This is a genomic window from Paenibacillus sp. ICGEB2008, assembly GCF_000307675.1.
Taxonomy (GTDB): domain Bacteria; phylum Bacillota; class Bacilli; order Paenibacillales; family Paenibacillaceae; genus Paenibacillus; species Paenibacillus polymyxa.
The window spans coordinates 1-23,788 of the sequence record NZ_AMQU01000035.1; the positions used below are offsets into that span (position 1 = coordinate 1).

Here is a 23,788-nt window from a genome sequence, read left to right on the forward strand (position 1 = left end):
TGGAAACGGATCAAGCCTTTTTTACTGCGTTGTGTGGAGTTGGGGAGGAAGGAGTGTATTCAAAAGGTATTGTCGAGACTAACAGAAGACTTGTCCTATGTGCCGACGATATTTGAGCTTGCAGAAGAACTACACGAAGCAGGCAAGGAAAATGAATCTTTCCCTTTTTACGAGTGTGTGATCGAAAATGAAAAATATCGTTATTCGGAGCGGTTGGCCATAAGCCAATACAAAAGATTTAAAGCATATACAATGTCTGACCTGGAAAAAAGCCTTGAGTTAGTATTAGAATTTATACCTTATCGTAATTTGCTTCCTGAGCGTTATCAGCTGGAGGCGATTCATAAAATCACAAATATATATTTTTACTTACACAAATGGGATGAGGTAGAAAAGTACGGCCATGAACTAAAGAAACTAGCTTATGTAATCTATAGAAATCAGCAAATAACGAAGGAAAAAAGAAGAACAACTACACGGTTGCGTGCAGAGAGAAATTTGGTATTTTACTATGGCTACGGCTTCCTTTCTGTCTCAACAGCTTTGCAAAAGAAAGGACTCATTAAGGAGGCGAGGGCAGAGCTTGAAGGCTATGCTGATCTAAGTTGGTTTAAAGGACTTGATTCAGAAGGTGAAGCTGATGTGGAGCAATTTCGTGTGTGGGCTAAAGCCAACTCTTATACTCTAGATTTACTCTTAGGCAAGAGAGATATACTTCCGGCGTATATAACTTTCCTCGAAAATCACCCTGAAGAAATTCATTCTGGACTTGTAACTATACTTGAAACTGCTAATAAATATAATTTCGATGTAGACTCTATTATTGATAAGTATTCTGAGCAAATTAAGAGATTACAGGAATCTGATGATGTTAAACAATTGACCTATTATTATTGTTACATGTATCAGCTTGCCATTTACCATCACAGACGTGGAAGAATACTAAAAGGGCAAGAGGATACGCTCAGTTATCTTTCATTATCCCAGCAGAGGAATTGGTTTAAGCCTCCAATTTCGATTGAGATTCTTCAAGATCATATGCAGTCAGATTAGGCCAACCTTCGAGGTTGTTTTTTTATTGATAATTTTGTAAAAAAAGAAATGATATGTTTATTTCATTGCTGGTTGTAGCACATCAAGAATTATAATGGGATTAAATTAGAAGAAAGGAGATGGGAAAATGAAGAAAATAGTTTCAGTTTTAGCAATCTGTGTACTTGCTTTATCGCTTAGTAGTTCGGTGTTTGCTTCGGGAAGTACTTTAACGTTTGACAATTATCAGGGAAAGAATGCATTAGGCACTACATCAATTCAAGATTTATACAAAATACCCAAAGGAGGGTATCTTCGACTTGAAGACTACTCCTTGGTCATTGTCAGCAACAATGGAGTTTTAGTGAGCGAAAGTAAATCTATAATTAAAGGTATGAACTATGGAACGGCTAACGTGAAAGTATTTAATAGTTCAGGTATTTTTATCAAGACAATTCAAGTAAATGTTATGTAAATTAAACCCAGCATAATAATTATAGATTTTATTGAGTAAAGGAAAAAAATTAAAGAGGAGAAATGACAAATGAAAAAAGCAATCTTAGCACTATCAATTTCTGCGTTAGCTTTATCTTTAGGGGGAGTAGCCTCCGCTTCACCAGTAAGTTCAACGGCATCAGCTGTAACCCCAGCAAAAGTTACGGTAACTTTTGAACTTGCAAAAGGAGAAAAAGCGCCCATTACAAAGCAGGATACTCCTCCACTTCGTTTAGGAATAGGTAGCACGTATAAAATGGATGGTTCTAACTGGATGATTTTGTATGGAAGTGATGTTGTCGAACTTCATGGAAATAAAGCTAAGATGATTGGCTATGGTACAGCTCAGGTTGAAGCCTTTAAATCTAATGGAGACAAACTTGGAGTTTATACTTTTAAGGTTGAAAGATAGTATTTATATGCAGTGAAGGAGGTGAAGTACGCTTCACTTCCTTCACTTATTTATTATCATGGATTAATCGGGTAAGTAATCTCCAGATCAGGGAAATACTCTATTTTCGGATTTCCATCTTTGTCTAGTTCAAATTTACTCTTATCATCCTTTTTTAAGATAGTTTTGCAGACCTTTATAGTAATTGCTTTGGGTAGAGAGGTGAAAGGTTCAAAACGTGAATCACTTATCAGAACGTTTCCATCCGTAGCACTCCAACCGTTGTTGCTTATAAAATTTAGTTGCTTTCCTTTGTCATCGTAAATTTCATAACTCAAAAAAGGAAGTGACGAAGAAATTTTTAAATTGTCAGGTAGCTTTATGCGAGTTGTGATGCTGGTTGTAATCGGCGTGATCTCAATCTTTTCCAGAGTATAGTCGATGTTTTTATACTTTCGCTTAAGGGATGGCGTAAAAGTTAGGTTATTTTTTGTGTTTTTTTCCACTGGAATTTCTATTTTGAAGGGTTGCTTAATACCAGAGACAGGCATGGAAATTGTTAAATCAAACTTATCTGGGAAAGATTCACCCCCTTGGTTACGTAAATCTGAAAACTGTATAATAGTTGAGTTTTTATTTTTTCCAGGTATCATATATGGGTCAATAGAGTTAGTAGTGTTTGCAGGCGCATAAGAAGAGTTGATTTCTTTTCCATTAATAAAAAATATTAAGTCATCAAGTAATAAGGGTAATTCAGTGTTTAAAAATCTTTTGTCAGTGGTTTGTCGTTCTAAGGCAATGGATACACGTGTTCCGTCAAACATAACCTCTGGTACGCTGAGAGTCAGGCCATCGTGAGTATCGCTAAGATTCGGCTTTGATACTAGTCCTTTTTCGTCTGCTGTTTGTAAACCAAGATCACCAGCAAGCTGGAATATAGAATCTATACCTGGAATTTGTTTTAAGGACGAAGCCATTGTTGGTGAAATAAATCCAGTACTAATGACAAGTGCAAACGTTACTACAAGTGCAGCGGAGGTTCCGAAAAGGGTATTACGAACCCTTTTTGAACGAGAGCTAGATTGCTTATAGCGTCTTGTTTTCTTATTACTATAGCGTTCCATAGTTTTATCAATTAAATCCACTTGGAAAGGGGTATTCCGAATAAGCTTTTGTAAGTGCTCAATTTCTTTATCTTCCGGGTTTAAATGAGTGCTCAATTTGTTTTCCTCCCTTTTCATTGTAGTTGATTAGCTTTTTACGGAGTCGCTCATATCTTTTTCGGATCGTGGATGATTTTAGCCCCATAATTGTAGCAATCTCTTCGTAGTTGTAATCCTCAAGCGAACGTAGTAATAAAATTTGACGATCTTTTAATGATAGCTGGTCCAGTAACTCGTGAATTAAATTTGTATATTCGTGCATTGGCTGTTGCTTTAGATTCAGTTTGTACTGAATGAAGGATTTGAATGATCTAGCGTTTCTTTTTAATAAGTCAGTACAGTGATTTTGAGCGATTTTGTAAAGCCAAGCTGAAAAAGAGACGGTAGGTACAAAATGATGTATATGTTCTAGCCCTCTAATGAATATTTCTTGAGCAGCATCTTCCGCTTCTTCCCGATTTTTAAGTAAATAGTAGCAGTATAAAAAGATCTGTTGTTGATAACGTCGTATGATATGTGTGTATGCTTGTTTGTCGCCTGTTTGGACCTGCTCTATGACAAGATTGATATCTGCATTTTGATTATTTGTATTTAGCTTTTCCATTAACGTCCCTCCCTTCTGCCTATATAACTGAAAAAGATATGCATTTGTGACATTCAAATAAAAAAAACTTAAAGTTTGCTTTTAATGGTTCTCCAGATGTACCTCATTCAACTTTTCAATTATCACGGAATTCGTAAAAAAAAGGCTTCTTTCTAAGGCATCATAAAATAAAATGATTCTATAGACCATATATTTCACTATTTTAATTATTTTGTAATGAAATGAAGTTCTTACGACCGAAATCACATGTCAAGTATGACTTACGATATATCTGCAACTATATTGAGGGGGATTGAAATGGAACATGCACCTACGATCCGCTCGACGATAGAGACCGAACTAAAGCAAAGAGGATATACATTTAGCAGTTTTAGTAAAATATCCGGTATTAATCGTGGTACATTTAGCACCATGCTGAACAGTAACCCACCCAAGCCGATCTCCGTTCGACAGATGGACTTGATTACCAAGGCATTAGGATATCCCGAAGGCTGGTTGTATGAGTTATACATAGATGAATGCTTTTACGAGGGAAAAGGGCACTGGAAACGGATCAAACCTTTTTTATTGCGTTGTGTAGAGTTGGGGAGGAAGGAGTGTATTCAAAGGGTATTGTCGAGACTAACGGAGGACTTGTCCTATGTGTCGACGGTATTTGAGTTTGCAGAAGAACTGCATGAAGGTGGGAGGGAAAACGAAGCTGTCCCTTTTTACGAGTGTGTGATAGAAAACGAAAGATATTACCACTCAGAGCGGCTGGCGATTAGCCAATATAGATTGTTTTGTTACTCTCTTACTGAAGATTTAGAGAGCAGCTTGAAGGCTGCTATTAAATTTGATCCATTCCGCAAAAGCTTGCCAGAGAATTACCAGTTGGATGGATTATTGAAGTTAACAAATGTTTATTTTAACACAAGTAATTGGGAGAATGCGATAAAGTATGCGAAAGAACTTCGGACATCGGCTATAAGTGTCTATCATCAACAAGTTTATAGTTGTTCGAAAAATAGGAATCCGGATAACTTCAATAGTGAGAAGCCTCTTGTCGTTTACTATGGTCTAGGATATTTATTGCATGGGAATGCATTGGAGAATCAAGGAATGTATGAAGAGGCGTTAAAATTCATTCCCTATTATGAAGATTTGTCCTGGTTTGAGGGATTGGATGAAAATGGCCTACAAGGGGTGAAAATGCTCCAATTATGGGCCAAAGCTAATCTTCTTAATCTAAAAGTTTTAATTGGAGATGTCAGCAGCTTAGTAGCTTATGTTGAGCTTTTACAGAAAAATCCCCAAGAAATTTCTCATGGTCTGATTTCCATTATAGAGTCGGCAAACAAGTATAATTTCTCTTTAGAAAATGTCTTAAATGTTTTTTCTGATGAAATTGCTGATTATAAGAAATTCGTCTCAGCACCGTCACACTATCAAATAAGTACTCTTTTATGGAATTATTCCCGCTTGTATCTGGAACTTGCGCGTTACTATTTCAACACAGGTAGATACTCAGAAGCTATTGAAAATATAATAAAAAGCCTGAGGGTATCCACTCAGTTAAACACAAAGAGTACCTTTATTAAGGGAGTAACCTTGTTATTCGAAAAACTAATAGGTCATATTACCCATGAACAACTTACAGAGTATGAAAAAGTGCTTGAAGAAGTGCGTTATGGTATGAAGCAAATGGTTCCCTAAACTAATATTTATTTGTTATACGACCATAAAGGGGGGATTGAAATGGAGCATACACCTACGATTCGCTCGACAATAGAAACCGAACTAAAGCAAAGGGGATATACATTTAGCAGCTTTAGTAAAATATCCGGTATTAACCGTGGTACATTCAGTACCATGCTTAACAGTAACCCACCCAAGCCGATCTCCGTCCGGCAGATGGACCTAATTACCAAGGCATTAGGGTATCCCGAAGGCTGGCTGTATGAGCTGTACATAGATGAATGCTTTCACGAGGGGAAAGGGCACTGGAAACGGATCAAGCCTTTTTTATTGCGTTGTGTGGAATTGGAGAGGAAGGAGTGTATTCAAAAGGTATTGTCGAGACTAACGGAGGATTTGTCGTATGTGTCGACGGTATTTGAGTTTGCAGAAGAACTGCATGAAGGTGGGAAGGAAAACGAAGCTGTCCCTTTTTACGAGTGTGTGATAGAAAACGAAAGATATTACCACTCAGAGCGGTTGGCTGTCAGCCAGTATAGGCTATTTTCTTGCTCTTTAAACAAAGATCTGGAGAATAATCGTCAACAAGCTATAAAATTTGCTCCGTTTCGAAGGAAACTCCCCGATAATTACCAATTAGATGCTTTATTAAAATTGGCTAATGCCTATTTTCAACTTGATGATTGTGGGACGGTTATCCAGTATGCTGAAGAACTAAGAGTACTAGCTACGAATATCTATCAACAGCAGGTCAGAGAAAAATTGAAGAGTCGTGAAGTTAAGCCACTAAACACAGAAAGACGTTTAGTCGTGTATTATGGTCAATCCTTTTTATTAAAAGGAAATGCCTACGAGAAACAAGGATTATATCAGAAGGCCCTGACTTTTATTCCTTATTACGCAGATTTATCTGGGTTTGAAGATCTGGACGATATAGGGAGAATAGAGGCAGAAAAATTTAAAATGTGGGCGAAAGCAAACCAGTTAAATCTGGAAATCCTAATGGGGAAAATGGAAAGCTTACCAGCCTATGTTGAGCTTCTTAGAAATAATCCGCCGGAGATATTACATGGACTATTGACTATTGTTGAGTCAGCTAATGTTTACAATTATCCAATAGATGAAATCTTAACTCTCTTTGCTGAAAAAATTGATAAATTCAAAGAATTAAATACCAATATTTCTTACTATCATACGAATTATAATCTGATTACTTATTCTCGTTTTTTTCTTGAGCTTAGTCGTTATTATTTCAATACAGGAGCTTATTTGAAAGCCATGGATGTTATGTTGAAAAGCTTCAAAGCATCTTCTCAATTGAATGATAAAGCCTACTATATCAAGTCTATTACACTATTATTTGAGAAGTATAAAGATCATTCCACGAACGGACAACGCGAGGAATATGAAAAATTGCTTGAAGAAGTACAGTATAATGCAAACCAGATGATTCCTTAAACTACCAAAAGGCTACTCTTTTCTACTTAATAAGTAGAAAAGAGTAGCCTTTTTTATTTTTCGTAGAATATATAGCTTATTGAGACATTATTAAACCTATCCCTTGCCTTTGAAATCATCGAGCTCACTTTCTAACGTAAACAGTTCTTTTAAAATGCGATAAGCTTTTATTTTAGTCCGCTTCACTCTGCTGTGAAAGAATATAAATGCATTCCCATATCCAGAGCTGAATTTTAAGTTCTTCATCAAGGATTGAAGTTAAAAAAAGGGTATACGTTTGAGCCCAGTCTATCGGCTATTTTCTCCAAAATTTTAGTTTGTATATTGTTTCGCCACACTCTAACTTGCTAATATAGGAATCTGTTGAATTAGACACTTCTGCTAACAACACACTTTTTTAGGATTAGCGGATTTTTTATACACATTAAATTCCATAATATATTGAAATGGTGTAGAATAAAGGGTTGACCAACATCCAATTTATTCATATAATTTCTAGTATATTGTAATTGATTGTCGAGGAGGGTGATTTTTAAAATCATCTGAATATGCCGGGGGTGTTTTTATTGGAAAATGCAACCACGATTCGTTCGGAAATTGAGAAAGAATTAAAACTTGGTGGCTATACTTTTAATAGTTTTGGACAAGCTACGGGTCTAAACCGAGGCATTTTTAGTGCTATGCTTAACGGGAATCCGCCCAAGCCTATCTCCGTACGACAAATGGACTTGATCACTAAAGCGCTTAATTATCCCGAAGACTGGTTGTATGACCTGTATGTGGATGAATGTTTTTATGATGGAAGACCACATTGGAAAAGAGTTAAGCCGTTCCTTATTCGCTGTGTTGAAGTAGGAAACCTGCAATGCGTGGAGAAAGTGCTCTCACGCTTAATGGAAGATCTTAACCACATTCCAACAATCTTTACTTTGGCAGAGGAGCTTTATGAAGAAGGAAAGTTAAAAGAGGCAATTCCTTTTTACGAGTGTGTCATAGAAAATGAAAAATACCAACATTCAGAGAGGTTGGCAATTAGTCATTATAGAATTTTTTCAATCTCTGTTAGTGAAAGTATGGAAAAAAGATTGGAGGCTGCACTAAGATTTGTACCCTTTAGAAATCGGGTACCCTTAGAGTACCATTTAGATGGTCTGCTTAAACTGTCAAATCTTTATTTCAACTTGCATCAATGGAAAGAAACAGAGCGTTATGCAGATGAATTAAGAGCGCTTGCAACTATTGTTTGTAGGAGCAGAGAAACTAATAAAAAGAATGTTACATTGAAAACTGAGAGACATTTAGTGGTCTACTATGGTCAAGGTTACTTAATAAAGGGTAATGCTCTGGAAAAACAAGAGAAGTATGAGGAAGCAATGAAGTATATTTCTGGTTATGCCGATTTGAGTTGGTTTGAGAATTTAGGAGAGATTGGACAAAAAGAAGTACAAAAGTTCACCCTTTGGGCAAATGCTAATCAGCTTAACTTGAAAATTCTTATGGGCGATACAGGTAGTTTGCCAATATATATTCAATTTTTAAAAAATAACCCACCGGAAATTTTATTAGGGTTATTAACGATAGTAGAGTCGGCTAACAAGCATGGTTTTTTAATTGAAAATATCCTCCAACAATTTTCCCGCGAAATAAACTCATTTAATGATGAATTATCTATGGAAACCAGTTATTATGAACAATCATTTAGTTATCATACGTATGCTGATTTTTGTTATCAACTAACAATATATATGTTTAATAGCTATTCCTATGAAAATGGTATTTATTATGTTTTAAAATGCTTGAGAAAATGTCTTCAAATCAATAACAAAGAAAAGTTTATGATCTGCACAGCAATATTCGGGAAATTTAGAGCGCAGGCAACAAAAGACCAAATATCAGAATATGAAAGTATCATGGAGGAGGTCTTGATAAGTGCGAGTAAAAAACCTGAGGTTCATTCTAATAATAGGGCTTTTTAGCTTTTTAGAATACTCTCATAACATTATTGTGTTTGGCCATGGGATGGGCGGTTAATAGTTATCAAAAAACCAGTCTTGGTAAGGCTGGTTTTTTGATTTATTCCGTTAAAGGGATGAAATGGGTTTTATTATATTTTTAACCTGTGGGGAAGGTATCAGCCTGTAAACTAATGTAAATACCACACCGAACAGGAGGTTTATTGATGTGAAATGGCAACAATTGGAGGAGTGCATCGAAGAAAAGCGAAAAGAATTAAATGATTTGGCGAAAGAGGTGGGATTGAAGGATCGACGGGTGTTGACCAAGTCTATGGAGTTGGATCGGCTCCTTAATAAGTACAGTGATTGGAAATATAGCTATCGTAGACAACAGAGCGTACCCCAAAGTTCACAGATCCAAGAGAAGCAACACGAGCTCGTCCTATCTTATTAACATCAAGCATCATAACAAGATAAAACCTAACTTCACCTTGGCTTCTATACATAGTGAGATATAGCATAAACAAAATAATCTCTATTACATCTCGTACGCCGCCCTTATCCACGTTGTTCGTACAGTTTATTGTTCTGCGTCTACATCAGAGCGGAAGCCATGTAACATGAGGATACAGCTCAAAAAAACCTCCCCATTCACGTTATGGCGTGACTCGGGAGGTTTTTGGGTTTTACTGCTGGAGCTGACGCAGCACAGTGATTTCGACACGGCGGTTTTTTTGTCGCCCTGCTTCGGTGCTATTGTCACCAACCGGACGGGTATCTGCATAACCCGCATACTGGAATCCTGAGGGGGATAGCTGCTCTCGGTCGATAAAGAACCGGAGTACAGACAGTGCCCGAGCGCCGGAAAGCTCCCAGTTGTCCTTGTAGGTCGATGAGTTAGAGGAACGCGTGAATGGAATGTTGTCCGTATGCCCCTCAATACTAATCGGTGTTTTCAAATCTCGAAATAGACTAGCTAATTTGGATAACGTGTTTGCAGAACCCTGCTTGAGTGCCGCTCTGCCTTGGTCGAATAGAAAGCGGTCATTCAGCGTAATGACAATGCCACGTGGTTGATCGGATACGAAAATCTGATTTTGTAGCTTGTTGTCCGTAATATATTCCTGGATGACACCCATTAGGTTTTGCAGTTCTTTTTCCTGCTTGCGAAATGCTTGTTCACGCTCGGTGAGCTTGGTTGATCCCGCTTCTTTTTTATTAGAGGCCGGTTGCTTGGTCGCGGGTGGGTTCTTGCTGGTGTAACGATCGGCAGTACCCGTAATGCCCGAGCCTTGCTCCAAAATAGAATCTCCCTTGTGGAACGTATCCTGAAGGGATTGAACAACGACATCGTATTTCTTAGCATCCAGACTGCTCATGGCATACATCACGACGAAGAAAATGAGCAGCAGGGTGATCAGATCGGCATAGGTAATCATCCATCGATCTCGTTGGTCTCCACCGCCACCTTGACGCCCACGACGCTTAGCGCGCACTCTCATGGAAGTCCTCCTTTGGAGTAGCGCTCTCTGTACGTGAGCGACGAGGCGGTTTGCGATCTATATTTTGCTCTGAGCGGATAAAGAACTCCAACTTCTTGCGTACAAGCTTAGGGTTCTCTCCGTTTTGAATAGCCAGAATACCTTGCAGCAGCAAATCCATTGTGATAATTTCACTTTCACTGGCTGCTCTTATTTTGGACGCGATGGGCAGAAAGATCAGATTGGCGCTAGCAACGCCGTATAGTGTTGCGATAAAAGCCACAGCAATCGACGGCCCGAGCGCAGTAGGTTCGGTTAAGCTGCCTAGTACATGGATCAGACCCATGACCGTACCGATAATCCCCATCGTAGGGGCATAGCCGCCTGCCGATTCAAATATTTTGGCGTACCCCTCATGTTTGTGCCCAATAGCATCTAGCTCTAGTTCTAAAATTTGTTTGATCTGTTCCTGTTCAGTGCCGTCAATAACGAGTTGAAGACCTTCCCGCAAAAATGCATTCGGATGCTCCGATGATATACGTTCTAACGCAAGCACACCGGATCGGCGGGAGGTGGCGGCCATGGAAACCAAATCTTCTATATATTGCTCCGTAGGATTGTCCTCACGACTAAAAGCCATCCGCAGAGCGGTGGGTATCGTCTTCAGCTTGGAGGCAGGGTAACTGATTACAACTGCGGCGAAAGTTCCGCCAAATACAATCAGAGCTGATGTGCCTTGTAGCAGCCCTGTGAATTCGCCGCCTTCCCATAAGAAGCCACCGATTAATGCTATGATTCCGGCGATGATGCCCAATACGATGGTGATATCCAAAATTTAATTCACTCCTATTCAAGACTTATCGTTTGCATCCACGGTAAGAAAGAGGTATAATACGGGAACAAACATTCTTATTCAACCATATTTCCCAAGTATCATTGCTCGGGAAATATCGACATAGAATTACAGGCAAAGACGTTAAAGCTCGATTGGTGTAAAAACATGATGTTTCCATTTTAGACGATAAGGGTGATGCAGGGCAATGAGTGATATCGTTGTTAGCGATAAGACTTTTGAAATTCAGTCGGAATTCCAACCTCAAGGCGATCAGCCCCAGGCCATTTTTGAATTGGTAGAGGGAATTGCAGAAGGAAAGAAGCATCAAACTCTATTGGGTGCTACGGGAACAGGTAAGACGTATACCATCGCTCAGACCATTGCCAAGCTGAATCGGCCTACGCTGGTTATTGCGCATAACAAGACCTTGGCTGCTCAACTGGCAAGTGAGTTTAAAGAATTTTTTCCAAACAACTCAGTTGATTATTTTGTCAGCTACTATGATTACTACCAACCGGAAGCGTACATCCCTTCTTCCGATACGTATATTGAGAAGGATTCCAGCATCAATGAGGAGATTGATAAACTTCGCCACTCAGCCACAAGCTCTCTGTTTGAGCGTCGTGACGTTATTATTGTAGCGAGTGTCTCTTGCATTTATGGTTTGGGTTCCCCGAAAGAATATTCAAGCTTGCTGCTCTCGCTTAGAGTCGGCATGGAGAAACCCCGCAACCAGATTTTGTCCCGCTTGGTCGATATTCAATATCAGCGGAACGATATCAACTTCGTGCGGGGTACTTTCCGTGTACGGGGGGATGTTGTTGAAATATTCCCGGCTTCCCATGGAGAAAACGCGATACGGGTAGAACTGTTCGGAGATGAAATTGAACGGATTACCGAAATTAATGTGCTTACAGGTGAATTGATCGGTGAACGTGAACATATCGCCATTTTCCCGGCATCTCACTTCGTTACTCATGAGGATACGATGAGGGTAGCACTGGTCAATATCGAACGTGAGCTAGAAGAGCGGTTAGCAGAGCTGAAGGAGCAAGGGAAGCTGTTAGAGGCGCAACGTTTGGAGCAACGTACCCGCTATGATATCGAGATGATGAGAGAGGTTGGCTTTTGTTCCGGTGTCGAAAATTACTCGGGTCCACTGACATTCCGCGAGCGTGGAGCAACACCATATACACTGTTGGATTATTTTCCAGATGATATGCTGATCGTCATCGACGAATCTCATGTTACATTGCCGCAAATTCGTGCGATGTATAACGGGGACCAGGCGCGTAAAAATGTTCTCGTTGAACATGGTTTTCGTTTGCCATCTGCCTTGGATAACCGTCCGCTGAAGTTCGAGGAGTTCGAGGACAAAGTGAATCAGATTATCTATGTATCGGCTACTCCAGGCCCGTATGAGATGGAAAAATGCGATACGATGGTGCAGCAGATTATCCGTCCTACCGGTCTCCTTGATCCTATTATTGAGGTGCGTCCGAGCAAAGGGCAGATTGACGATCTCATTAATGAAATACGTCAGCGCATAGAACGTGAAGAACGGGTACTGGTCACTACACTCACGAAGAAAATGGCTGAAGATTTGACAGACTACTTAAAAGAAGTGGGCATCAAGGTTCGGTATATGCACTCCGAGATTAAGACTTTGGAACGGATGGCCATTTTGCGGGATCTTCGTCTGGGAACCTTCGATGTGCTGATCGGGATCAACTTGTTGCGGGAAGGTCTCGATTTGCCGGAAGTATCGCTGGTTGCGATTTTGGATGCGGACAAAGAAGGCTTCCTGCGTTCTGAGCGCTCTCTGATTCAGACGATCGGACGGGCAGCGCGGAATAGTGACGGACGTGTTATTATGTATGGCGATAAGATTACCGATTCTATGGATAAAGCGATTAAGGAAACGGAACGTCGCCGTGCGATTCAAATTCAATACAATGAAGAGCATGGGATTACCCCGCAAACCATCCGTAAAAAGATACGTGATGTCATTGAAGCAACCAAGACGGCAGAGTCCAAGAATGATTACCTTCCTAATGAGACGGGTAAACTTTCCAAGAAGGAGCGTCAATCCCTCATTCAGCGCCTAGAAGCAGAAATGAAGGATGCGGCCAAGAATCTACAGTTCGAACGGGCCGCCGAGTTGCGTGATGCTTTGCTGGAATTGCGGGCTGATTAAACATTGGGAATAAGCTAGAAGCACAACATATTGATAATAGAATGTTTGATTGCTTTTAAGAAATAGTGAGGACGGCCGATGTGGTCGTTCTCTTTGCGATATATCACTTCCATCGGATAATCCAACGCGATATAGGATGACGTGAATTACGGCTAAGGAGATGAAACATTTGGCGAATGAAAGCATCATCATCAAAGGCGCACGCGCGCATAATCTCAAAAATATTGACGTGACGATTCCGCGGGACAAGTTCGTTGTCCTGACAGGGCTTAGCGGCTCAGGTAAATCATCACTGGCTTTCGATACGATCTATGCGGAAGGACAGCGGCGGTATGTGGAATCATTATCTGCGTATGCCCGTCAATTCCTCGGGCAAATGGAGAAACCGGACGTCGATTCGATTGACGGCCTGTCACCTGCCATTTCCATTGACCAAAAAACGACAAGTCGGAATCCTCGTTCTACGGTCGGAACAGTTACAGAAATCTATGATTACTTGCGGTTGTTATTTGCCCGAGTAGGTCATCCTCATTGTCCTGAACATGGCATTGAAATCACTTCACAGACCGTCGAACAGATGGTAGACCGCATTTTGCAGTATCCTGAAAAGACACGGCTGCAAATCCTGGCTCCATTGGTATCCGGCCGCAAAGGTGAGCATAAGACACTGTTCACTGATATAGCCAAGCAGGGCTTTGTACGGGTACGTGTGAATGGCGAACTGCGTGAATTGTCTGAGAAGATTGAACTGGAGAAGAACAAGAAGCACTCGATTGAAGTGGTCGTAGACCGGATTGTAGTCAAGGAAGATGTACGTGCGCGTCTGTCCGACTCTATTGAGACGGCACTGAATCTTTCAGGCGGACAGTTGCTTGTAGATATTATAGGGCAAGAGGAGTTGCGATTTAGCTCCAACTTTGCGTGCCCGATTTGCGGTTTTAGCATAGATGAGCTGTCTCCCCGGATGTTCTCCTTTAATAGTCCGTTTGGTGCTTGTCCAGATTGTGATGGGCTAGGAGTTAAAATGGTGGTTGACCCTGATCTGCTCATACCCGATCCAGAAAAAAGTGTAGAAGATGGGGCGTTCCAGGCATGGAGTGGAGGAACTTCCACTTATTATCCTCAATTTTTACAGTCCGTATGCGAACACTACGGTATTCCGCAGGACGTTCCTGTAAGCCAATTGACGTCAGAACAAATGAATCTTATTTTGCACGGAACAGGTGACCAGAAGATCCGTTTCCGCTATGAAAATGATTTTGGTCAACGTAAGGAAGCCTATGTGACCTTTGAGGGCATTATCCCGAACCTGGAGCGTCGCTACCGTGATACGGCTTCTGAGGGAATACGTGAATTTATTGAAGGCTTTATGAGTGCAAAGCCATGTAACACCTGTAAGGGGCACCGACTGAAAAAAGAAAGCCTGTCAGTAACGATTCAAGAGCGTAATATCGCTTATGTGACAGCTTTGTCTGTCGGGGAGGCTTCTCAATTTTTCCATACACTGAAGCTGAGTGAGAAAGAGCAGTCGATCGCCAACCTCATTTTAAAGGAAATTAACAGCCGACTGGGATTCCTCGTTAACGTTGGTCTGGAATACCTGACTTTAAGCCGTGCAGCAGGTACGTTGTCCGGCGGGGAGGCACAGCGTATCCGATTGGCGACACAGATCGGTTCCAGTCTGATGGGTGTGCTTTATATTTTGGACGAGCCAAGTATCGGGTTGCATCAGCGAGATAATGACCGCCTGATTAGTGCATTGGAACATATGCGGAATCTAGGCAATACGTTGATCGTGGTGGAGCATGACGAAGATACGATGATGGCGGCAGATTATATCATTGACATTGGGCCAGGAGCCGGAATCCATGGCGGGATGATCATGTCACAGGGGACCCCACAGGAAGTTATGGAAGATCCTAATTCCCTGACCGGTCAATATTTGAGCGGGCGTAAGTTTATTCCGGTCAATACCGAGCGGCGCAAGCCTGCAGATAAGTGGCTGGAGATTCGCGGAGCCAAGGAGAACAATCTCAAAAATGTGAATGTCAAAATTCCATTGGGTGTTTTCACGGCTGTCACTGGCGTATCCGGGTCTGGGAAATCGACGCTGGTCAACGAAATTTTGTACAAAACGCTGGCGCGTGATCTGAACCGTGCGAGAGTACGTCCAGGTCAACATAAAGAAATTCGCGGGCTAGAGCATATCGAAAAGGTGGTTGAGATTGATCAATCGCCAATCGGCCGTACACCGCGTTCCAATCCTGCGACTTATACCGGTGTGTTCGATGATATCCGTGATTTATTCTCGCAGACGAACGAGGCTAAGGTTCGAGGCTACAAGAAAGGTCGGTTTAGCTTTAACGTTAAGGGAGGCCGATGTGAATCTTGCAGAGGCGACGGCATCATCAAGATTGAAATGCACTTTCTGCCCGATGTGTACGTACCCTGCGAAGTGTGCAAAGGCAAACGCTATAATCGGGAGACCCTTGAGGTTAAGTATAAAGGGAAGAGTATTGCTGATGTGCTGGAGATGACGGTAGAAGATGCAACAGCATTTTTTGAAAATATCCCGAAGATTCATCGCAAGATTCAGACGCTGATGGATGTAGGTTTGGGGTATATCAAGTTGGGTCAACCAGCGACTACTTTGTCCGGTGGTGAGGCACAGCGTGTGAAGCTGGCTTCCGAACTGTATCGTCGCAGCACAGGTAAAACCATTTATATTTTGGATGAGCCGACAACGGGTCTACATGTTCACGATATTGACCGATTGTTGACGGTGCTGCATCGTTTGGTTGATTCGGGAGAAACGGTGCTGGTTATTGAGCATAATCTAGATGTAATTAAAACAGCCGATTTCCTGATTGATCTGGGGCCTGAAGGCGGAAGCGGCGGTGGAACGATCTTGGCTACCGGGACACCAGAACAACTCGTAAAAGTCGAAGAATCCTATACAGGCCGATACTTAAAGCCGATCCTTGAACGGGATACACAGCGCAGCCAAGCGCTCCAGACCGTCGATCTTTAGATACTATTTAGTGTATGTTTTAGAAACCCTGCACAGGCAGGAAGGCAGAATACGAATTAGCGTATTTATGCTTTCCCGTTGGCAGGGTTTATTTTTTTTTGTAAAAAAAGAAAACTTTTATTAAATTCCTGCGTTAAAGCAAGTGACACATAGTTTACCAAGCGCTGGAATAATAAATCTATATGTATATTCATCGACAGAAAGTCTCTGAGTAATCTCTAAATTTTTAGAGTTTTGGATGTTTAGGCTCGGGCTTGAAGAGGTTAATATATAACTTATGATTATCTAGCATCATACGAAGTTCCGTGCCCCGTGACAACCATTACTAGTTGAAGCGAAACCGTCTATAGTTATATCACATCTAAGATTTATACCACATCTCTGAGGAAGTCATGAAGGGAGCTGGAACGTTTGAAGATTAAGCAAAGTAGAGTTCTACGTACACGTGTATACTCATGGGCAGCAGGAGTCACTATAGCGGCATGGTTATTGGGTTATAGTGCTGCACCGTCCTATGCCTCCGAGGTGTCCGAGGCGTATGCGCCCATACAAGCCGAGATCGAGACCAGTGCAGCGATTGGAACTATTAAAGATTCAGAAAACGCTCACAATTATATTCAGCCCGCTGCAAAGGGTGGGTTTTTAATGCTGAACGTCGAGGACGTTACAGAAGCAAGTGTGGTACACGTCACGTATGGCAAGCTGGACAGTTCTCTGGAGACTGTATGGAAACACCAGCAGGACCTGAGTGTACAACCTGGAACAAGCAGCAGGGGAGTCCAGCGGGAGACATCAGATGGTGGCTTGCTGTTTCTGATTGATTATACCCAACCGAACGGAATGCGGGATTTGCAGGCGTCACGATTGGACGCGGATGGAAACCCCTTGTGGTCCAAAACATTACCGACTGATGGCTTGATCTCCCAAGGGCAGGGTTCCCAGGTAGGACTGGAGCCACTAGAGGATGGCAGTTTTCTAGTCTCCTCATTGAACCTTGCGGATCAGTCATTCACTGTACTCAAATACACAGAAGATGGCGACATACAATGGAATCGGACGACGGCCGGGGTGACCTCAGGTTGGCTGGTTGGCAGTCACAATGGATATTATGCGCTTTTGAACAGCTCAGATGGTCCCGTGGGGGTACAAGCCGATGTGTATGGTCGTAATATCCGTGATGTCCATCTAGACTTAGGATCAGGTAAGGAAATTGCCGCGGTGCGTGAGTTGTCCAGCGGTCATATTGCTGTAACAGGGCTTAAAGGAAACAGCAAGCGTACCCAGGTGTTAAGTAATGGTCTGCAATTGTTTAGTAATACAGAGGACTATGCCGCTGACCGGGTGTATCTGCCTGAGGAGCAGTTGTATGTCCAGTTCAGTGATCAATATGATCCACTGGGTAAAACCACGAAGATGCATGGCATTACTATCACAGGCTTAAAAGGAAACGGCACGAAGGTGTGGGAAACGAAGACTCATTATAAGGAAGATAACTCCTTCGGCATCCGATATGATACGGGATTGATATATAAGATTCCTTCAGGCTACGCGGTGGTGACATCTACAACAGGCGCTCAGAAGCCAATAGTACTCGATTTTGCGAAAATATTGATACCGGAGTAATCCGGTGTCTTTTTTATGAAATCGAAGAAGTAGCAAGTAGGTATGGCACTGTGGTGTGGCATAAGAAACAGCCTGCTTGTATATAAAATACAAGCAGGCTGTTAATGGGCTTTATGTCTAGGATGCAACGTGGCTGGACTGTAAAATGGCAGACAACTTCTCTTGGAAAGACGGAATGCCTACACGCTGTACATACGCATAAAAGCTTTCGCCAGCAATCCTATTTTCTTTGTAAAACAGAATAAGCTCTGCCAATACAGGACCAACCTGATCGCCACGCACGCGGCCTTTGAGTGCCTTGTTGAACTGGGCATCTGCTCCAAGTGCCCCGCCGACAGCGATGTCGAACGCGTCAACCATGCCTTCAGGTGTCTTAAGGAGCGAGCCTTGCAGTCCAATGTCGGCAATATGCTTTTGACCGCAGGAATTCGGGCAACCAATAAAATGGATGCGCACCTTTTCATCCAATTGTACGTGCTGATCCAAATACTCGGCAACGTCAATCGCTCGCTTTTTCGTTTCCACAATCGCCAGATTGCAAAACTCATTTCCTGTGCAAGATACTGTACGGCTCATAAAATGCTTGGGCTGTGGTGTCAGGCGTTGCAGCACGGGAGCTTTTAGTAGCTCATCTACTTGATCATCCGGCACACCGCTCAGCAAAATATTTTGCGACATCGTGGTACGAATCTGCCCATCACCGTAGCGGTCAGCCAGGTCGGCCAGTTCATGCAACTCGTCAGCACTGAGGCGACCAACAGGTACGTTCAGACCGACATAGTTCAGACCTTCTTGGGCTTGGGGATGTATACCGTCAAAATAGGCGGCTTGCCAGCCAATGGTTTTATCTTCACCTCGTCCCGGCATTTCGCCAGTGTACTCAGTCAGCTTGGCCAGGAATTTGTCTGGGCCCCAATCGGCAACAAGGAATTTCAGACGGGCATGGTGCCGTTTTTCCCGATAGCCGTAATCACGGAAGATGGTGGTGACAGCAATAGCAACCTTCAGTACTTCCTCAGGACGGACAAACAAATCCAGCGGATGTGCCAAATGCGGCTTGGCGGATAGTCCTCCGCCAACCATCACATGGAAGCCAACCACTTCTTTTCCGTTAAGGATCTTGGTTGCCGGTGTGAAGGACAGGTCGTTAATTTCAGCCTGTGCATTATTGTACGTATTACTGGAGATGGACATTTTATATTTGCGCGGAAGATTGGAAAAGTCGCGATTCAATAAGAAAAAGCGGTTTACTTCATCTACAATCTCCTGAGTATCCACCAGTTCATTAGGATCAATGCCAGCCAGCGGATTGCCGACAATGGTACGAGGGCAGTCCCCACAGGCTTCAAAGGAATACAAACCAACCTTTTCCAGACGTTCGAAAATATCCGGCAAGCTTTCAACGGTCAGCCAGTGAAATTGAATCGCCTGACGGGTGGTGACATCCACAAGATCGCGCCCGTACAGTGCGGAGATGTCCGCTAAGGCACGTGCCTGGGCTGAAGTCATGATCCCTGTATTGATGCGGACGCGCATCATGAAATGACCATCCTTGGGTTTTTGCTGGTAAACCCCAGCCCATTTGAATCGGTCCATATCGTCCGCAGAGATCGAGTCATACCCTTTGTGTGCATAGCTTTCGATGATGGTACGTATAACGTCGAGACCATCCTTTTCCAGCTTGACTAACTCAAACTTGTTAAGCTTATCGGGATGAGCATTCCAGATTGGTTCATAGGCCATCCTTTTTTAACCTCCTTCATGTGTCTTATTTATACTTGAGATTTTGGATATAGAACTCACGATTTTTTATTTCCGACAATATAACTAAGATATAATGTGATGGTATCATAGTTGGTTATGCCCGTAAACGAAGGAATGGTCCAAAGGGTATAACGATTTTTTATTGTTTTTGCTTATTTTTTTGATATAAGGATTTGGAAAATTTATAATATAAATAGTATGAGAGGATAGGGATGTGGCAAACGGCGCTTTTTTAGAAAAAGATAGGGCTTAAAGCGATTGTATGCGTGTCCCCTCTATGGTAGATTTGGACTAACTGATAGAACAGGGTCATGTTAGAGAGGAAATGGTGAGTATATGCGTAAGATGGGGAAAAGGGTAGCTGTGCTGGCTTTGGGCAGCGCTCTATGTGTTTCTGGAACGGCAGGTGCAGCCAGCAGTGGAGCTGCGTTGAAGGCCAAGGTCATTAATGGCGGGGTCTATGTTAACGTAAGTGATATGAATAAAGCATTAGGAACCAGCGGCGCGTATAACAGCGCAAATGGTACATATACGTTATCGGCCGATCGTGTGCCGCAGGTCGTTAAAAATGTATCTCCTTCGGTAGTCGGCATCATTGGCCGTTCTGCGACAGGAGAGACCGTAGCAGGGGGAGACCGATACAACCTGGCTCACGGCACGGGTGTCATCATTCGGGCAGATGGATGGATTGTTACGAACGCGCATGTAATCGAAGGATTAGGTGATGCCGTAGTTGTAACCTCGGACGGAAAATCTTACGGAATCATCGACAGCTACAGCGATCCGATCAGTGACTTGGCGTTGATTAAAATTAAGGCAAGCGGTCTTAAACCTGCTACCTTTGCAGCTTCTACGAATAGTTTACAGGTAGGCGAGCAGGTAGTAGCTATCGGTACGCCGATCTCCTTTTCACTTCGTAACTCGGCAACCTCAGGTGTTGTTAGCGGGCTGAACCGTGGTGTCAACGCTGCGTATCGTCTCATTCAAAGTGATACCGCGATCAACCCTGGTAACAGCGGTGGTCCGCTGGTCAATCTCAAGGGCGAGGTTATCGGGATCAATACAATGAAGTTCTCAGCGGTCGGAATTGAAAATATGGGCTTTTCGATTCCGGCGGATACAGTGAAATATGTCATCAATCAATTTTTCAAATATGGTGAGGTTCGGCGTGCTAGTCTTGGCCTAGGGCTTGAAGAGAGCTGGTCAGCTATCGTTGGATTACCTACTGAGGACCCTTTGAAAGTCACAAAAGTCACCTCAGCCAGTGCCGTACAGGTTAAAATCAAGGAAGGCGATGAGCTGTACAGTATTAACGGCAAGCGTGTAGCTTCCGCCATTGATGTCAATGAGCTGCTTAAAAACTATCAACCGGGCCAAACGGTGAGTGTACTTATGCAATCGGACGGTGATATTGTGAAGCGCAAGCTGGTACTGACACAGGATACTGGTGAAATTTATGATTCCATTCAGTCTGGAGAAGATCTTGAAGACTCGAATGAATCAGGAGCTGCTGTAGATGACGGCGTAGCGCCTTCGAAGGAAGCATCAGAGCCAGCTACTGGAAAGTGAAGATAACGGCTCATCAATCTATAAAATAAAGCTAAAGGGAGATTTACTGTGAAGCATATGCAAAGAAAAATGATGCGTAAGCTGGGGGTCGGCGCTGTCGCATTGTCCCTTCTGCTTACCGCTTTACCAGCAGTTGCAGCAGATCAAGATAAAAACATATTGGAATTGCGTCTGCAAAGCGGCAGCAATACAGCCATCGTGAACGGCCAAAATGCGAATATTACGAAACCCTATTCCAAAAGTGGAGCACTGATGGTTCCGGCTGGTGTGTTTAAAAAGGCATTTAACAGCAAAATTCGCCTAGCTGAAGATAATGTGGTTAAGATCACCAGCGGCACTCACGTTGTATCGCTGACGATCGGTAGTCGTACAGCCTGGGTGAGAGGACACAAGGTGACACTTCCGGCTCCACCGGAAATGTCGTCAGGAATCCTCATGGTGCCTTTGCGTCAAGTAGCAGAAGGACTGGGCGGTAAGATGGAGAAGAATGGCGCAGGAATCATCATTCGGATGGAAGCCCAAGAAGAGGCGGGCACGGTAGCAGAAGAATCACCGAACATTGATAATGATGAGGGCAAGACGCAGATCGGGAATAGTTACTACGATTGGTCCATGAACTATCCAACAGGACTCGTTATCGGTCAGGGGGGTGGAGATGAGAGTATTTCCACATTTATGGACGAGAACAGTGCATACTATATGGAAGTACACACAGCATTACAGCCGGTTCCATTGAATGCAGACGATTTGTTGCAACAATTGGTGCAGGCAGCCAAGGAAACGGGAGAAACTGTAGTGGACCGAAAATCCTTCCCGAAAGCGAAAGTGCCTTATGCTCGTGTTATTACGAAGGATGGGGACGGCGTACTGTGGGAAAATCGTCAGTACTATGACAACGGACGACTGTATGTCGTTTATTTTTCCGATGCTAAAGCAACGAACTATAAAGATCTGGCCCAGTATGCTGGACTGTTGAACTCATTTAAAACCTCTTTTAATGCACAGGATAAAAGTATTAAAGACTTGTCCACTGTAGTAGGAGGCACACGTGAGGCCGGGAATCCAGATTACGGTGTGTCACTCAAAATACCCGCAGGCTGGAAAATGGACGACCAACGAATGCAGTATGAAAGCAATGACGGATCAAGCTTCCACATGAAAATCACCTCTGCTCCAGCAGATGGAAAATTGGAAAACTGGGGTCAGCAACTGCAAAAATGGCTGAGCGATTCATTTGTGTCCACAGCATACGAGGCACAAAAGACGTACCCGCTGGAGGTTGCAGGTGTTCAGGGATTAGTACAGGAGTACCGCTATAATTTTGGGGATGGATGGGTCAAGGAGTACAATGTGCTGATTCAGCAAAATGGATATCGCTACCTGGCTGAATACGCAGTGCCTGAAAAGGTAAGCAAGGGAAATGACCAGTTCAACGCGCTCATTTCTTCGCTTCAAATCGATTTCCAAACGGTAGCGAATAACTTTGGACAATTGGAAGAGGATGACTATCTGGCGGACAAAACGAAAACGATCAAAAAGACGTCTAAAGCATATGAATATACAGTAAATATCCCACGGTATTGGACCGCGGTTAGCGATCAATTTGAATTGGGCGATATAGAGTATCAATTTACCGGAGGGCGTTTTTCTATCAAAATCGACAACGACCAATCCTTTGAATTAACGGTATCCCAGCTTAAGGACTTCTATGATAAGCAAGCCAAGAACTATAAAAACCTTAAAGTGGAGGAAGTTAAGGATGTAACATTTGCTGGTGTGCCGGCAGTGTCCTTTACATTCCACCGTGTGGAGGAAGGCATCGGTTATACAGGTCGCCAAATCGTTCTGGAGCATAACGGTAAAACATATACCGTAACAACGACATTAAACGATGCGAACAACACGGGTGTACAGTCCAACGCACTGGATTCGACGCTGAATTCGTTTAATTTTGTGAAGTAAGAAGGTGTGGGTAAAAGATCAGTGAGTTGTAGTGGGAAGAGGCTACGCGTGCCATTTGATCCTACGATCGCTGTTGACCCGGGATTCTTGGATTGTGTAAGGATTGAATAGTAAGAATCCCAGGTCAAAGGCGAACGCTCGCGCTTCTTCGGATTCAAATGGCCCGCTTCGCTGGCCACCGCCAAATTCTCCAACCTTTTAAAGAGTGAAGTAAGCAGGGAAGAGCGAAGGCTGCTACTTTTACGAGGCTTATTCTGCCTTTTTGCTATAATACGACCTAGCTTTAACATCTGCTGTTTCGTGCGGCAAGGTCAGTAAGCTTTGGTAATAAGAAAAAATGGAAGGTGAAGTATAGGGGGAATCCGAAAATAATTACGCTAAAGGCAGTCGACAAAAGTAATTGGGTAGAATGTGCTGAACTTCAACCGAGCCCTGAGCAACAAAGGTTTATGGTATCTAACCTTTACTCAATTGCGGAATGTCAGTTTTTGGATGGGTTTTTATCTAGAGCTGATTTATAATAATGACGTATTGATTGGTTTTACGATGTT

17 protein-coding genes are annotated in these 23,788 nt (G+C 42.7%); 12 read left to right on the top strand and 5 right to left on the bottom strand.

Features of this window, described 5'->3' with window-relative positions; translation table 11 throughout:
* The 3 genes from C400_RS26380 to C400_RS0125470 form a co-directional block, all read left to right on the top strand.
* Positions 1 to 1,053 (top strand): hypothetical protein (locus C400_RS26380; RefSeq protein ID WP_017428686.1); only part of this gene is annotated, 1,053 nt, incomplete at its 5' end.
* 127 nt (positions 1,054 to 1,180) lie between these two features.
* Positions 1,181 to 1,507: a hypothetical protein gene (locus C400_RS0125465; RefSeq protein ID WP_017428687.1), complete on the top strand. Its 327-nt coding sequence runs from the start codon at positions 1,181 to 1,183 to the stop codon at positions 1,505 to 1,507.
* A 69-nt stretch (positions 1,508 to 1,576) separates the two neighbouring features.
* Positions 1,577 to 1,939 (top strand): hypothetical protein, encoded by a 363-nt coding sequence (locus C400_RS0125470; RefSeq protein ID WP_017428688.1) that lies wholly within the window; start codon positions 1,577 to 1,579, stop codon positions 1,937 to 1,939.
* Positions 1,940 to 1,995: 56 nt separating this feature from the next.
* Here C400_RS0125470 and C400_RS0125475 read toward each other — a convergent pair whose 3' ends face one another.
* Together C400_RS0125475 and C400_RS0125480 are read right to left on the bottom strand one after the other, a co-directional pair.
* Entirely contained in the window at positions 1,996 to 3,138 is a 1,143-nt protein-coding gene (locus C400_RS0125475) for a DUF4179 domain-containing protein (RefSeq protein WP_017428689.1), read from the bottom strand.
* Positions 3,110 to 3,685 (bottom strand): RNA polymerase sigma factor, encoded by a 576-nt coding sequence (locus C400_RS0125480; protein WP_017428690.1) that lies wholly within the window; start codon positions 3,683 to 3,685, stop codon positions 3,110 to 3,112. Before C400_RS0125480 ends, C400_RS0125475 begins: the two co-directional genes overlap by 29 nt.
* A gap of 297 nt (positions 3,686 to 3,982) precedes the next feature.
* On the opposite strand from C400_RS0125480, the gene C400_RS0125485 reads away from it, so the two are divergent.
* From C400_RS0125485 to C400_RS0125500, 4 genes are all read left to right on the top strand, one after another.
* Positions 3,983 to 5,380, top strand: coding sequence for a helix-turn-helix domain-containing protein (locus tag C400_RS0125485; protein ID WP_017428691.1), 1,398 nt, complete (start codon positions 3,983 to 3,985; stop codon positions 5,378 to 5,380).
* 42 nt (positions 5,381 to 5,422) lie between these two features.
* On the top strand, positions 5,423 to 6,820 hold the full coding sequence (locus C400_RS0125490) for a helix-turn-helix domain-containing protein (protein WP_016822959.1): 1,398 nt from the start codon (positions 5,423 to 5,425) through the stop codon (positions 6,818 to 6,820).
* 548 nt (positions 6,821 to 7,368) lie between these two features.
* Complete coding sequence (locus C400_RS0125495; RefSeq protein ID WP_016822960.1) at positions 7,369 to 8,796, top strand: DNA-binding protein; 1,428 nt, start codon at positions 7,369 to 7,371, stop codon at positions 8,794 to 8,796.
* A gap of 205 nt (positions 8,797 to 9,001) precedes the next feature.
* Positions 9,002 to 9,229 carry an aspartyl-phosphate phosphatase Spo0E family protein gene (locus tag C400_RS0125500; protein WP_016822961.1) on the top strand — a complete coding sequence of 76 codons (228 nt, stop codon included), beginning with the start codon at positions 9,002 to 9,004 and terminating at the stop codon, positions 9,227 to 9,229.
* 232 nt (positions 9,230 to 9,461) lie between these two features.
* Here C400_RS0125500 and C400_RS0125505 read toward each other — a convergent pair whose 3' ends face one another.
* Both C400_RS0125505 and C400_RS0125510 read right to left on the bottom strand, forming a co-directional pair.
* A complete protein-coding gene (locus C400_RS0125505; RefSeq protein WP_016822962.1) occupies positions 9,462 to 10,277 on the bottom strand; it encodes a flagellar motor protein MotB in 816 nt (271 codons plus the stop codon).
* Entirely contained in the window at positions 10,261 to 11,088 is an 828-nt protein-coding gene (locus tag C400_RS0125510; protein WP_016324776.1) for a flagellar motor protein, read from the bottom strand. The genes C400_RS0125505 and C400_RS0125510 overlap by 17 nt, the downstream gene beginning before the upstream one ends.
* 208 nt (positions 11,089 to 11,296) lie before the next feature.
* Here C400_RS0125510 and uvrB point away from each other — a divergent pair, with 208 nt between their 5' ends.
* The 3 genes from uvrB (at position 11,297) to C400_RS0125525 (ending at position 17,942) form a co-directional block, all read left to right on the top strand.
* Positions 11,297 to 13,288 carry an excinuclease ABC subunit UvrB gene (gene uvrB, locus C400_RS0125515; RefSeq protein WP_013373322.1) on the top strand — a complete coding sequence of 664 codons (1,992 nt, stop codon included), beginning with the start codon at positions 11,297 to 11,299 and terminating at the stop codon, positions 13,286 to 13,288.
* A 169-nt stretch (positions 13,289 to 13,457) separates the two neighbouring features.
* Complete coding sequence (uvrA, locus tag C400_RS0125520; protein ID WP_016822963.1) at positions 13,458 to 16,319, top strand: excinuclease ABC subunit UvrA; 2,862 nt, start codon at positions 13,458 to 13,460, stop codon at positions 16,317 to 16,319.
* Positions 16,320 to 16,730: 411 nt separating this feature from the next.
* Positions 16,731 to 17,942, top strand: coding sequence for a hypothetical protein (locus C400_RS0125525; RefSeq protein ID WP_017428692.1), 1,212 nt, complete (start codon positions 16,731 to 16,733; stop codon positions 17,940 to 17,942).
* Between the two features lie 117 nt (positions 17,943 to 18,059).
* On the opposite strand, the gene C400_RS0125530 is transcribed toward C400_RS0125525, so the two are convergent.
* The gene (locus C400_RS0125530) at positions 18,060 to 19,685 is read right to left on the bottom strand and encodes a nitrite/sulfite reductase (protein WP_016822965.1); all 1,626 of its coding nucleotides are present in this window, start codon (positions 19,683 to 19,685) and stop codon (positions 18,060 to 18,062) included.
* 357 nt (positions 19,686 to 20,042) lie between these two features.
* On the opposite strand from C400_RS0125530, the gene C400_RS0125535 reads away from it, so the two are divergent.
* Together C400_RS0125535 and C400_RS0125540 are read left to right on the top strand one after the other, a co-directional pair.
* Entirely contained in the window at positions 20,043 to 21,275 is a 1,233-nt protein-coding gene (locus C400_RS0125535) for a S1C family serine protease (RefSeq protein WP_017428693.1), read from the top strand.
* A 48-nt stretch (positions 21,276 to 21,323) separates the two neighbouring features.
* Positions 21,324 to 23,237, top strand: a complete 1,914-nt coding sequence (locus C400_RS0125540) for a stalk domain-containing protein (RefSeq protein ID WP_017428694.1) — start codon at positions 21,324 to 21,326, stop codon at positions 23,235 to 23,237.
* Positions 23,238 to 23,788 lie beyond the last annotated feature (551 nt).